This is a genomic window from Acinetobacter sp. CIP 51.11, from assembly GCF_000369665.1.
GTDB classification, from domain to species: Bacteria; Pseudomonadota; Gammaproteobacteria; order Pseudomonadales; family Moraxellaceae; genus Acinetobacter; species Acinetobacter lwoffii_S.
This window is the reverse complement of the sequence record NZ_KB850129.1, coordinates 1,846,069-1,858,876: the sequence shown is the minus strand read 5'-3', so window position 1 is coordinate 1,858,876 and position 12,808 is coordinate 1,846,069. Positions and strand designations below refer to the sequence as shown.

Annotated in this window: 11 protein-coding genes and 1 tRNA gene; 3 read left to right on the top strand and 9 right to left on the bottom strand. The window is 44.8% G+C overall.

Going from position 1 to position 12,808, the window contains the following annotated elements:
* Positions 1 to 18: 18 nt before the first annotated feature.
* On the top strand, positions 19 to 678 hold the full coding sequence (locus F894_RS12605) for a hypothetical protein (RefSeq protein WP_005248052.1): 660 nt from the start codon (positions 19 to 21) through the stop codon (positions 676 to 678).
* Between the two features lie 50 nt (positions 679 to 728).
* On the opposite strand, the gene secF is transcribed toward F894_RS12605, so the two are convergent.
* The 8 genes from secF to queA all read right to left on the bottom strand — a co-directional run bounded on the left by secF (position 729) and on the right by queA (position 9,007).
* Positions 729 to 1,703, bottom strand: coding sequence for a protein translocase subunit SecF (secF, locus tag F894_RS12600; RefSeq protein ID WP_171065043.1), 975 nt, complete (start codon positions 1,701 to 1,703; stop codon positions 729 to 731).
* 8 nt (positions 1,704 to 1,711) lie between these two features.
* Positions 1,712 to 3,610, bottom strand: a complete 1,899-nt coding sequence (secD, locus tag F894_RS12595) for a protein translocase subunit SecD (protein ID WP_004733746.1) — start codon at positions 3,608 to 3,610, stop codon at positions 1,712 to 1,714.
* A gap of 51 nt (positions 3,611 to 3,661) precedes the next feature.
* Complete coding sequence (yajC, locus tag F894_RS12590) at positions 3,662 to 3,991, bottom strand: preprotein translocase subunit YajC (RefSeq protein WP_004645158.1); 330 nt, start codon at positions 3,989 to 3,991, stop codon at positions 3,662 to 3,664.
* 100 nt (positions 3,992 to 4,091) lie between these two features.
* Positions 4,092 to 5,222: a tRNA guanosine(34) transglycosylase Tgt gene (gene tgt, locus F894_RS12585; RefSeq protein ID WP_005248047.1), complete on the bottom strand. Its 1,131-nt coding sequence runs from the start codon at positions 5,220 to 5,222 to the stop codon at positions 4,092 to 4,094.
* A 130-nt stretch (positions 5,223 to 5,352) separates the two neighbouring features.
* Positions 5,353 to 6,195, bottom strand: coding sequence for a DUF4303 domain-containing protein (locus tag F894_RS12580; protein ID WP_005248046.1), 843 nt, complete (start codon positions 6,193 to 6,195; stop codon positions 5,353 to 5,355).
* Positions 6,196 to 6,308: 113 nt separating this feature from the next.
* Positions 6,309 to 6,878 (bottom strand): LemA family protein, encoded by a 570-nt coding sequence (locus tag F894_RS12575; protein ID WP_004645163.1) that lies wholly within the window; start codon positions 6,876 to 6,878, stop codon positions 6,309 to 6,311.
* A 49-nt stretch (positions 6,879 to 6,927) separates the two neighbouring features.
* Positions 6,928 to 7,956, bottom strand: coding sequence for a hypothetical protein (locus tag F894_RS12570; protein ID WP_005248043.1), 1,029 nt, complete (start codon positions 7,954 to 7,956; stop codon positions 6,928 to 6,930).
* 16 nt (positions 7,957 to 7,972) lie between these two features.
* A complete protein-coding gene (gene queA / locus F894_RS12565; protein WP_005248041.1) occupies positions 7,973 to 9,007 on the bottom strand; it encodes a tRNA preQ1(34) S-adenosylmethionine ribosyltransferase-isomerase QueA in 1,035 nt (344 codons plus the stop codon).
* A 167-nt stretch (positions 9,008 to 9,174) separates the two neighbouring features.
* On the opposite strand from queA, the gene F894_RS12560 reads away from it, so the two are divergent.
* Positions 9,175 to 9,261 (top strand) — tRNA-Leu (locus F894_RS12560).
* A gap of 253 nt (positions 9,262 to 9,514) precedes the next feature.
* Here F894_RS12560 and F894_RS12555 read toward each other — a convergent pair.
* Positions 9,515 to 11,746: an NADP-dependent isocitrate dehydrogenase gene (locus F894_RS12555; protein WP_005248039.1), complete on the bottom strand. Its 2,232-nt coding sequence runs from the start codon at positions 11,744 to 11,746 to the stop codon at positions 9,515 to 9,517.
* Between the two features lie 484 nt (positions 11,747 to 12,230).
* On the opposite strand from F894_RS12555, the gene F894_RS12550 reads away from it, so the two are divergent.
* Entirely contained in the window at positions 12,231 to 12,740 is a 510-nt protein-coding gene (locus F894_RS12550; protein WP_005106094.1) for a DUF1543 domain-containing protein, read from the top strand.
* The last annotated feature ends 68 nt before the right edge of the window (positions 12,741 to 12,808 follow it).

The window sequence follows — 12,808 nt, the reverse complement described above, 5'->3', positions numbered from 1 at the left end:
ATAGACCAGAAAACCAAGATGAGCGCGACCGAAATATTTGAACGTAGACGAAATAATCTGGCCAAGGTGATTGATCTGCTGATCGAGACGCAGCAATTTAAAACCGGCAAAGAGATCTGTGAGCATTTCGGTTTGTCAGCCTCATATATTGCGCAATTACTGAATAGCAAACGTCAGATCGGGGAGAAGGCAGCAAGGGAACTGGAACAACAATTGGGTCTAGATGTGCTCATTTTAGATCAGTCGGCTGAACCAAAAGTTGAATTATCTTCAGTTCCAGCGCAAGGTGTACTGCTGAAAATGCAGGTAGTGCAACAGCAGGCATTCACACTTATCTCCTTGGATTCAACGCTCTTATTCAATCAGGATATTTTTCATCTGCAAGCACAGCATTATGCAATTCAGGTAGCAGGGCCGTATTATTTTCCCAGCTTAAAACCGGGTTGGTGGCTGGTCTGTGACCAACAGGCTGAGTTGGACAATTCAGCTATGCTCTGTGTGTATTTGCTCAATGGATTACAGCTCATTTTGCAGTTGGTGAGCAAGGCTCGGGATCATTATGAATTCCAAAGCCTGGATGAAAGCAAAAAAGTGATTTTCCAAAAAGAAGATATTGAGAAAATCCATCCAGTGATTGCCATTCTTCCGATTCCCTGTATCTTCAAACAGCAGAAATGATTCAGCCCATCATAAGATGGGCTGAACGATGAACATGAAAATAGAACAGATTATGGAATCTGGTTTTCGTCTTCAAATTCTGGTTTCACCTGAACAATAAAGTCCTGACGGTTTAGACCACGCCATAAGGCAAAGGCCGTACCGATATAGATCGACGAATAGGTCCCGACAAAGACACCGACAAACATCGCGATCGAGAACCATTTCAGACCATCACCACCCATCAGCATCATGGCAAGCACCACCAGCAATAAGGTCATAGAGGTATGAATGGTACGACGCAAGGTCTCAGTCAGGGCAATGTTGATAATTTCGACCGGTTCTGCACCACGAATCTTACGGAAGTTCTCGCGGATACGGTCAGAGACCACGATATTATCGTTCAGTGAGAAACCGATGATTGCCAGTAATGCTGCCAGTACCGTGAGGTCAAATGGCCACTGCATCATCGCAAAAATCCCGAGGGTGACGACAATATCATGGAATAGCGACAAGACCGCGCCGATCGCCAGTTTGAACTCGAAGCGGATGGTGACATAGACCAGCATCAGCAGGAGCGCAAGTGCCACAGCACCGCCAGAACGGACATAGAGCTCATTACCGACCTGTCCACCGACGACATCAACCTTCGGTACTTCTGCCGCATTATTTGGCAGTTGAACTGCGGCTGTAACAGCTTTGGTCAGGTCTTCAGCTTCGATATCTTCCTGAACCGGCATACGCACCATCAGGTCACGTTCAGAACCTAAAGTCTGAACCACAGCATCATTAAAGCCTGCCTGGTTCAATGCCTTGGAGACATCTTCAGGTTTGACCGGATTGGTATAGTTTAATTCGGCTGCCACACCACCGGTAAAGTCTAAACCGAGGTTCAGGCCTTTGGTGGCAATAAAGAAGATACTCGCAACGGTTAAGAGGATTGAAAACAATGCCGCAGGCATCGCAATCTTCATAAACGGAATAATGCGTTCGTCTTCCGGGCGACCGTACTGTTTTTGATTCAGTTGAGTATTTTCAGTCATCAGTGATCTCCTTAAATGCTCAACTTTTTCAAGTTACGTTTTTTGCCATAAATGAGCTGTACCACGGCACGCGTTACTGTAATGGCAGTAAACATCGAGCAGACAATACCAATCATCAGGGTTACGGCAAAGCCTTTGATCGGACCTGTACCAATCGCGAACAGAATGAACGCCACCAGGAATGTGGTCAAGTTCGAGTCGAAAATGGTGTTATAGGCACGATCATAACCGGCCACAATCGCCTGTTTTGGCGAAGCTCCCCATTTCATTTCTTCCCGTATTCGTTCACAGATCAGTACGTTGGCATCGACCGCCATACCGATGGTAATGACGATACCGGCAATACCCGGAAGGGTAAGGGAAGCGCCAATCCAAGACATGACTGTCAGAATCATCGCCAGGTTAAAGACCAAGGCAAAGTTGGCAATCACACCAAACAGACGGAAGAATACCACCATCCAGATGGCGACCAGAAGGAAACCGATCTGAGTTGAAAGTACACCTTTATCGATGTTTTCTTGACCCAGACTTGGACCAATTACACGTTCTTCAACAAAATACATTGGCGCAGCCAACGCACCTGCACGCAGCATCAAGGCAAGTTCAGCAGCTTCTTGCGGCGAGTCCAGGCCAGTAATACGGAACTGAGAACCCAGTACTGCCTGAATGGTTGCAGCGTTAATGACTACAGATTCAGTATACGGGGTACGAACTTCAGTCTGAGTGCCGGTCGCAGGGTCTTCCACATAATTAATGCGCTGCTTGTTCTCGATGAACAAGACGGCCATACGTTTGCCGACCGCATTACGGGTGGCATCCGACATCAGTTTGCCGCCTGCGCTGTCCAAGGTAATGTTAACTTCAGCACCGCCTGTGTCTTGGCTAAAGCCACTTGATGCATTCTGAACACGTTCACCGGTTAAGATACGGTTACGGTTCAAGAGGAGCTGACGACCACTGTCCAGTGACTCATAAGCAAAAACTTCTGTGCCTGGTGGCAATGCACCCGTTGCCTGACCGGTATATGGATCAATATATTGATCATTCAGGTCAGACACCAGACGGAACTCGAGGTTCGCGGTACGACCTAAGACACGTTTCGCTTCAGCGGTATCCTGCACACCAGGAAGCTCAACCACAATACGGTTGCTGCCCTGAGTTTGAACCAGTGCTTCTGCCACACCTAACTCGTTAATACGGTTACGTAAAGTGGTCAAGTTCTGATTGACAGCATAAGATTCAATTTCTTGCTTACGCACATCAGTATAGTTTAGACGTAAGGTCGAACCGGTCTCGGTCGCAACAGCCTGCTGGGTAAACTCATTGCCATTACGGCGCAAGAAGTCCATCGTTGCAGAACGATCATCATTGTTGGCAAACTGCATCACAATGGTGTTGTTGCTTAAATTCAGGCTATTAAATTTCAGGTTGTTATCACGCAACTGACGACGTAGATCCGTCGCAGAGGTTTCCATGCGCTGGGAAATGGCCTTGTCCATATCCACTTCAAGCAAGAAGTGAACACCACCACGTAAATCCAGGCCGAGCTTCATTGGTTTGGCACCAATTTTTTGCAGCCATTCTGGGGTGGTCGGGGCAAGGTTCAATGCAACCACGTAATCATCACCTAAACCACGACGTAAAGCCTCTTTAGCTTTAAGCTGTGATTCACTTGAATCTACACGTAATAAAGCTGCATTGTTGCCAAAGCTATTGTCATGGGTGGCAATATTTTCAGTTTTTAAAATTTGCTCTGCTTTTTGTACGATGCTTGCATCAATTTGAGTACCGGCTTTGGCACCCGAAATCTGTACAGCAGGTTCATCTGGATACAAACTTGGCAGGGCATATAAGGTACTGATCACCAGGACAACCAGGATCAGTACATATTTCCATGCTGGGTAACGCATTCGTTTTCTTCTTAAAATGAAAAAGTCGTGCGAGGGCACGACTATTTTTGATTAAAGGTTATTTAAAGTGCCTTCAGGGAGGACTGAAATCACACTTGCACGTTGAACTTTGACTTCTACACCACGGCTCAATTCAACCACTGCGAAGTCACCTTCAATCTTGGTGATTTTGCCCATTAATCCGCCTGCAAATACCACTTCACTGCCAACGCCAAGGCTGTCGACCAAAGCACGGTGTTCTTTGGCACGTTTAGATTGAGGACGCCAGATCAAGAAATAGAAGATTGCAATAAAAACAGCAATCATCAAAAGGTTCGCCATCATGCTTGGTTGTTGTGCAGCTTCACCTGCAGCGTGAGCAGTCGAAATAAAAAGGCTCATTACATTTTCCTAAAATAAAAAACTGGTGATCAACTCGATAATAAATTGACATATTCTTGCAATTTACATTGTCTTTTTCCTCAGCGCAAATACTGATGGATTAATCTTGCGGACAAGGTGGCACTTCCAGGCCACGGCGGGCATAAAAGTCATGAACAAATTCGTCAAATGTACCGTTGTCTAATGCATCACGCATCGCTTCAGTCAAACGCAGGTAATAGCGCAGATTATGAATCGTACCCAGCATCGAACCAAGCATTTCTCCACATTTTTCGAGGTGGAATAAATAGGCGCGGGTGAAGTTGGTACAGGTATAGCAATCGCAATGTGGATCGAGTGGGCTTTGATCATGACGATATTTCGCATTACGGATCCGTACCAGACCGTCTGTCACAAAATAGTGACCATTACGTGCATTCCGGGTTGGCATCACGCAGTCAAACATATCGACACCACGACGTACCGCTTCCACAATATCTTCGGGCTTGCCGACACCCATCAAATAACGCGGTTTATCTGCCGGCATTTTTTCTGGAAGATAATCCAGAACCTTGATCATTTCCTCTTTGGGTTCGCCAACGGACAGACCGCCAATCGCATAACCATCAAAGTCGATTTCAAGCAGGCCTTTTAAAGATTCATCACGCAAGTCTTCATACATGCCGCCCTGAATAATCCCGAACAGTGCATTACGGTTTTTCAGCACGTCATGATGCTGGGTTTTACAGCGTTTCGCCCAGCGTAAAGAAAGTTGCAACGATTTTTGCGCTTCTTCATGCGTCGCAGGGTACGGGGTACATTCATCAAAAATCATTACAATGTCAGAGTTCAGCGTGTGCTGAATATCCATTGAAATTTCAGGAGATAAAAATACTTTTGAACCATCAATCGGCGAGCGGAAGGTCACACCTTCTTCTTTAATTTTACGCATTGCGCCCAGACTGAAGACCTGGAAGCCGCCTGAATCGGTCAAAATGGGACTATTCCATTTCATAAATCCGTGCAGGCCGCCATGTTCACGAATTACATCCAGTCCTGGACGTAGATACAAATGGAAAGTATTGCCCAGAATGACTTGAGATTTGATCTCTTTAATGTCGCGTGGCAACAGGCCCTTGACCGTACCATAAGTACCCACAGGCATGAACATCGGGGTTTCCACCACACCATGTTCAAGCGTTAAACGACCACGACGGGCACGGCCCGACTGACCTAATTTTTCAAACTTCATAGGAGTTCCACATCAAGGCGAAAAAACAGTTCGCTGATTGTTATAGCTAAAGGGCGCTATTTTCCTTGATTCTTACACTAAACGCCAGCATTGTAGAGCATTCGCTCTGTAATTTTATTTATCGCTGAAGCTAGAGAACATCCGGAGATATTGGCGGATGGGCAGAAAACTGCTGCAAGCGCTGCTGGATATCTTCCCGGCTAAGGGCGCAGCTGCCATCCGGCTCAGAGGCCATTGCAGCGATATGCTGGATCAGTTTCTGGATATAAATATTGCTATCGACAAAGTAGGATTCCAAGGTCAGCAAATAGGCATCTTGTGCCACTTGCAAATAGTCATAAGGCTCCATCACCAGCATCTGCTCTAGATCAATCAAGATATCTTTGTCGTTTTGCGAGAGTTTCAAGCGTTTCTGTATGGCAGGTAAATGAGTAGTTTGTCTGGATGCCAGAAATTTCTGTAAATGAATATGCTCAGGATTAAGTGTCTGTGCAGATTGGCATTCAAATTCGACTTGGGTGGGCAGGCTCATGAAAAAAAGGATGCCATCCACATCCAGACCATAAGCCTCAGAAAGACGATGTTTGGTCTGTTTAAAACTCTCCAGCAATAAATCCAGATGCGTCGCGTGCAGCTGTTTTTGCTGTGCCAATACCGGATGGCCAAAGCTGTGCTGGGTTTTAAAATAATCGGCCAGCAAGGTTTTAAAGGGAATGAGTCCAGAGTGGGGCAAAGCATGTGCCCGATAACGCCATTTCCGGACATTCCAGCGATCCTGTTCCGCCAGATATTGCTGAAGATATTCCGGATCTTTAAAAATACTGCGTTCAGTCGAAATGGCCAGATCATCCAGCAGTAAAAATTCGTCAAAGACCAGACTACAGGCATAGATTTGATCATCCTGATAATGATCATACAGCCGATAAAATTCCTCGACCAGCGTCTGTTGAAAGTGCTCTAAATAATCCAGCATAATTTTTATTCTTTATTTTATAAGTTTTAGACAGGTACAGCCGCATCCTTGGCTATTTTTATAATAAGTTAATGTGCCAAGGATGCAAAATTTTATCAGATCTTGCTGTTCACTCAGTGAAAGTTCGGACGGTAATCAAAATTCTGAGTCACGCTTTGATCACGGAATGGACGCACCACTTTTTTTCTGAGCAACATATTGTTAATGATGTTGTGCGGAAAAATCTGGATCTGGTTGTTAAACAGCTCGACATTGCGATTATAAATGGTAATCGCCGCACCGACATTTTCATTCTGTTCTTCAATTTCAGCCATCATTTTCAGATAGATGTCATTGGCTTTCAGTTCCGGATAATTTTCAATCACGACATTCAGGCTATGCATTAACTGTTTGTTCAGACTTTCAATGCGTTGTAATTGTCCAATATCGGCATCCTTGATATTCAGGTTCATGATGTTCTGACGCAGTTCGGTGACTTTTTCTAGCGTGCCTTTTTCAAAACTCGAGTATTGCTCGACCAGCGGTTGCAGCCCATCCAGAATTTTCAGTTTTTGCCGTTCATAACTGGCGACATCCGACCAGGCGCGAATCGTGGCGTTGTGATGACGGACAATACTGTTGCGGATCATGATAATCGTGACAATCAGCGCCACAATGATCAAACATAAAATCAAAAATCCCATCCGAGATCTCCCCAAGCTATATCTATATTTTAAAAATGATGCGAAAAATTTATTTTAAAAACTGCAGCAGATCATGTTGTAAGTTTTCGAGCTGTTTTAATTTAAACGTTCTCAGGTGGCCGCGCAATGTGGAAATATCGCTAATATTCTGCTGCTTGCTCGATACCTGAAATAAATCATGGGGCCCTAGATAGCACAGCATCTTATTTTCTGGGTGAAACAGTAAATCCCCCTGACGCTGTTCAAAAAAGTCGGCCAGTCGCAGCACAAAACCCGGACTGAGTAATTTGGCAGTTTGCAGCATATCGCTGCCATAAAAGCTTAAGCGCTGATTGGTGCGAATATCGCTGCTGTGCCAGGGATGGCTATAAGGATAATAAAATTTCTTTCTGGAAGTCGTAACGGCCAGTCCCTGAATCTGGATATCAAAAACAAACACGCCCCACAGGTCTTTATGGACCTGCATCAGTTTGACTGGCTGGCCTTCCTTGTTTCGGGCCTGCACTTCATCAATATAGTGGTATTGGAAGAGTAGTACCTGATGTTGCTGGCCGTTTTCGTCTTCCCATATCGTGCTGGCATAACGCTGAATTTCATTACTCAACGAACCTTGATTGAATACTGGAAATAAATGTTTTAAATGCCGGATAAAGTGCAGGGGATTGAGTGGCATGGAGATATGCTGAGGTTGTTGCTGAAAGGCCAGCTGATATTTCTTGGCCAGTGCCTGTTCTTCCAGAAAAGTAATGACTTCCTCTAAGGGCTGCTGCTGTTCATAGCAAATATAGGCCCAGAAGATGCAGAGACAGCCGAGAAAAACACTGCTCTGAATCCAGATATTTCCCGGCGCAATAAAAATACTTGCAATCAGCAAAAGCCCAATTCCGGCAAGCGCGAGTGGCAGGTTATTTTCAAACTTGAGCGTAATCGGGCCATTCCAGGGATGCAATCCGTCTAGCAGTTCCTGATGTGTTTTTGCCTGTTGGCTCAGATCCCAAAGCCGAGCGATATTTTGAAACACCACTGCATTTTTCTTGCGGCGAATATGAATGGACTGTTGTACAGACTCGATCGGCATGGGCAATGGTTCTCGCTTATTTCGCCTGATCAATCAGCATGGCATCGCCATAACTGAAGAAGCGATACTGGCTGTCTACTGCATGCTTATAAGCATTGAGAATATTGTCACGATTGGACAAGGCAGACACAAGCATTAACAGGGTCGATTCTGGTAAATGGAAGTTAGTGATCAAACGATCGACCACTTTAAACTGATAACCCGGATAGATGAAAATCTGGGTATCACCTGTCCAGGCTGCCAGTTCACCGTTATGTGCTTGTGCTGCACTTTCGACTGCACGGGTGGCAGTCGTGCCTACAGAAATGACTTTATTACCGCGGGCTTTAGTCTGACGAATCATCTCGACCGCAGTTTCAGGGACGTCGCACCATTCGCTGTGCATGATGTGATTTTGAATATCATCGGTACGCACTGGCAGGAAAGTACCTGCACCAACATGTAGGGTCACAAAAGTTTTTTGAATCCCTTTGGCTTCCAATTTTGCCAACAGATCGGCATCAAAATGCAGGCTGGCAGTAGGTGCTGCAACGCTGGCCAGTTTGGTTGGGTCATTAAACACGGTTTGATAACGTTCAGTATCAATCTCTTCCGCTTCACGGTTGAAATAGGGCGGAATAGGGAGGGCGCCATATTTGTCTAAGACGTCTAAAATCGGCTGTGAAAATTCCACAATAAACAGATTTTCATGACGGCCTTGTACGGTCACTTTCACTGCATCCGGGCCAATAAAAAGTTCTGCACCGGCTTTCGGAGTGTTGCTGGCCTTAATATGACAATAGGCAATAAAGCGATCTTGCATACGCTCAACCAGCACTTCTACCGCACCGCCTGAAGCACGTTTACCTTTTAAACGGGCCTTCATGACTTTGGTGTCGTTTAATACCAACAAGTCGCCGTCTTCAAGTAAATCCAGAATATCGGTAAATTGATGGTCATGATATTGACCTTGGGCATCGAGGTGCAACAGGCGAGAGGCACTGCGTGTTTCCAGTGGGTAGCGAGCAATCAGCTCATCGGGGAGATCAAAATTAAAATCAGAAAGTTGCATGATGATTTACGCTAAAAAAACTGCGGCTAGTATAAACTTTTTTCTTTTTTATGGCGGGAATTGCTCGATTTTAAAACGAAAAAATGCGATTTGTTTTAAAAATAAACAAATGCAAATATTCTGCGTTGACAGTGCTGAGAAATCGCGTATTATACCTTTCATCCACTCCCGAGGTGGTGAAATTGGTAGACGCGGCGGACTCAAAATCCGCTGTCAGAGATGACGTGTCGGTTCGAGTCCGACCCTCGGGACCAAAATTCTAAAAAACCCCAAGCACATTCAGTCTTGGGGTTTTTTATTGCCTGAAAAATAATAACCTGTTTCTTTTTAACTGCTCTTCAAAATTATCTTCTTGATTTAAAAGATAGCTTGTGAAAATAACACTGCATAGAACTGCTTAAAAAATGGATTACTTCAGTGATTACGATGCATGAATCAGATATAAAAAAAACCGGCGCCTAGACGCCGGTTTTTCTATATCACTGACTCAGTCAGTTTTGCAAAAGCTTAGATCGTTTCAAGCGCTGCATTCAAAGTAGCACTTGGACGCATCACTGCATTTACTTTCTCTTGATCAATCGCATAGTAACCGCCGATGTCTACTGATTTTCCTTGAACTTCTGCAAGCTCAGCAACGATTTTCTCTTCATTTTCAGCTAAAGTTTTTGCAAGAGGTGCAAACTTCGCTTTCAATTCAGCATTTTCGTCTTGAGCAGCAAGTTCTTCAGCCCAGAATTTCGCCAGGTAGAAATGGCTGCCACGGTTATCAAGCTCACCTGTACGACGAGAAGGTGACTTGTCGTTATCCAGTAATTTACCAGTTGCACGGTCTAAAGTTTTGGCAAGTAACTTGATGTTGTCATTGCCTTCTTTAATACCCATTTCTTCTAAAGAAACTGCAAGCGCCATAAATTCACCCAGTGAATCCCAACGTAAGTGGTTTTCTTCAACTAACTGCTGTACGTGCTTAGGAGCAGAACCACCTGCACCTGTTTCGTACATGCCGCCACCCGCCATTAATGGCACGATAGACAACATTTTCGCAGATGTACCCAATTCCATGATCGGGAACAAGTCAGTCAGATAGTCACGCAGGATGTTACCTGTTACAGAAATAGTATCTAGACCGCGAGCAACACGTTCAAGCGTATAACGCATTGCACGTACTTGTGACATGATCTGGATATCAAGACCAGTGGTGTCATGATCTTTCAGGTATTTTTCAACTTTCTTGATCAGTTCATTTTCGTGTGGACGGTACGGGTCAAGCCAGAAGATTGCTGGCATGCCAGAGTTGCGTGCACGAGTCACAGCAAGTTTCACCCAGTCGCGGATCGGTGCATCTTTCACCTGACACATACGCCAGATATCGCCTTCTTCCACATTTTGAGACATTAACACTTCACCTGTTTCTAGGTCAGTGATGTTCGCAACACCTGCTTCAGGAATTTCGAAAGTCTTGTCGTGTGAACCATATTCTTCCGCTTTTTGCGCCATCAAACCAACGTTAGGTACAGTACCCATGGTTTTTGGATCGAAGTTGCCATTCCATTTACAGAAATTGATCATTTCCTGGTAAATACGTGCGAAAGTTGATTCAGGCATGACTGCTTTACAGTCGTAAGGCTTGCCGTCAGCGCCCCACATTTTACCGCCACCACGAATCATTGCAGGCATAGAAGCATCTACAATCACGTCGTTTGGTGAATGGAAGTTAGTGATGCCTTTTGCAGAATCAACCATCGCTAAAGCTGGACGGTGTTCTTGACAAGCATGTAAATCAGCAATGATTTCTTCACGTACAGAGGTTGGTAAAGTTTCAAGCTTTTCGTAAAGACCCGCCATACCGTTATTGACATTAATGCCAAGCTCATCAAAAAGCTTGCCATGTTTTTCGAATGCTTCTTTGTAGTAGATTCTTACACAGTGACCAAAGACGATTGGGTGAGACACCTTCATCATGGTTGCTTTAACGTGTAAAGAGAACAGAATGCCTGCTTCACGACAGTCTTCAAGTTCTTTCTCGTAGAAGTCGCAAAGTGCTTTCTTGCTCATGAACATTGAGTCGATGATTTCGCCGTCTTGAAGCGCAACTTTTGGCTTAAGAACAATGGTTTCACCAGACTTGGTGATCAATTCCATTTTCACATCACGTGCGCGGTCTAAAGTCATTGACTTTTCGCCGTGGTAGAAGTCACCTTCGTCCATGTGTGAAACGTGAGTTTGAGACCACTGTTTCCACTCGCTCATAGAGTGCGGGTGTTTTTTCACGTAGTTTTTAACGGCAGCAGGCGCACGACGGTCTGAGTTACCTTCACGTAGAACAGGGTTTACTGCTGAACCAAGACATTTGCTATAACGTGCCTTGATTGCTTTTTCTTCTTCAGTGGTCGGGTTTTCAGGATAGTCAGGGATTGCATAGCCTTTAGACTGAAGTTCCTTGATACACGCTGTTAGCTGGCCAACAGAAGCACTGATATTTGGGAGTTTGATAATGTTCGTGTCTGGATCTTGTGTAAGACGACCTAGCTCAGCTAGAGTGTCAGGCACCTTTTGCTCTTCGCTTAGGTAATCTGTAAATTCGGAGAGCACGCGCACAGCTACAGAGATGTCACTTTTGACGATCTCAACGCCAGCTGGCTTAGTAAAGGTCTCAATGATCGGCAGCAGAGAATAAGTCGCCAGTAATGGCGCCTCGTCGGTCAGTGTGTAAATGATAGTTGACTTTCCACCAGCCATATATAGCCCCTTGCGTTGGATTGAGTTTCTGAGGACCGAACTTTTGGCCCAGCCTCTTTGAACCGATTTGCTTAAATAAAAACATTGAGAGTATCGTCTTTCAGCGCATTTCAGTCAACGAAATATGCCTTTAGATTGAAATTTGGGCGAAAATTTGTACAGATTTGTGCGGTTTAGCCGTGTTTGTATTTTGTACAAAAAAATAATCATCTTCTGCTGTAAATCCTGATGAAAATGATCGGAAATGATTCGCTAGCCAATTGTATTCACTGAAAATGGTTTTTTGATCCTGACACAGGCTTAAACTGATCCTCGATATGGAGATGGATACCGAGTGACTGGATGCTGTTTTGCGCAAATTCAGTCAGGCTGATGATGCAAATTTGTCCTTGGCAGATGGCTACATCATCATGGAATAGCTTTGCGCTATACTGGCAAGCATCAATGAAATGATCTTAAAGATTGACGCTAACAAGGAAATGTAATGCCCAGCTTGTTTATTGTGATGCTCGGTGGTCGTCATGCCCGTGCCAATACAGAAGTTCATGATGTAGTTTTGGCAATAGGAGAGAGTCTGGAAGACACCTATCCGCAATTAAAAAATGCCTGGTTTGCGGAACAGAAAGGTCTGCATATTGATGCCTGGGCGCAAATCAACGGGCTAGAGTTCGAGGGCAAGTCCTATACGCTGCAATTTACTGATGCACAGCCACAGCAATCCGATGAAAAACTTTGGCTGATTAATCTGGGTGGTTATGATCCACGTGAGTTTGGCGAGTTGCATCGTTATGTGTTGGTGGTTGCACAGAATGCCATGGTTGCTAAACAGCGCGGTAAAGCTTACTTCGCCCGGCACTGGCAAAAACAGCATACCGACCGTGTTCTGGATGTAGATGACTGTATTGCCATCGATCAGGTTTATGGCCGCTACGTACAATTGCTAGAGGGCAGTTTTAGTGGCAATCGCTGGGAAAATACTTATCTCACGATTTAACGCTGTTTGTGATTGAATTAAACCTAGGGCTAGCTGAATGATTCGACGAGTGACTTAAAAAAATCTTT

Coding starts and splice junctions, on each gene's coding strand:
- yajC (WP_004645158.1), bottom strand. CDS start 3,991: ATGAGCCTTTTTATTTCGACTGCTCACGCTGCAGGTGAAGCTGCACAA.
- F894_RS12550 (WP_005106094.1), top strand. CDS start 12,231: ATGCCCAGCTTGTTTATTGTGATGCTCGGTGGTCGTCATGCCCGTGCC.
- F894_RS12580 (WP_005248046.1), bottom strand. CDS start 6,195: ATGCTGGATTATTTAGAGCACTTTCAACAGACGCTGGTCGAGGAATTT.
- F894_RS12555 (WP_005248039.1), bottom strand. CDS start 11,746: ATGGCTGGTGGAAAGTCAACTATCATTTACACACTGACCGACGAGGCG.
- F894_RS12570 (WP_005248043.1), bottom strand. CDS start 7,956: ATGCCGATCGAGTCTGTACAACAGTCCATTCATATTCGCCGCAAGAAA.
- tgt (WP_005248047.1), bottom strand. CDS start 5,222: ATGAAGTTTGAAAAATTAGGTCAGTCGGGCCGTGCCCGTCGTGGTCGT.
- F894_RS12605 (WP_005248052.1), top strand. CDS start 19: ATGAGCGCGACCGAAATATTTGAACGTAGACGAAATAATCTGGCCAAG.
- F894_RS12575 (WP_004645163.1), bottom strand. CDS start 6,878: ATGGGATTTTTGATTTTATGTTTGATCATTGTGGCGCTGATTGTCACG.
- secD (WP_004733746.1), bottom strand. CDS start 3,610: ATGCGTTACCCAGCATGGAAATATGTACTGATCCTGGTTGTCCTGGTG.
- queA (WP_005248041.1), bottom strand. CDS start 9,007: ATGCAACTTTCTGATTTTAATTTTGATCTCCCCGATGAGCTGATTGCT.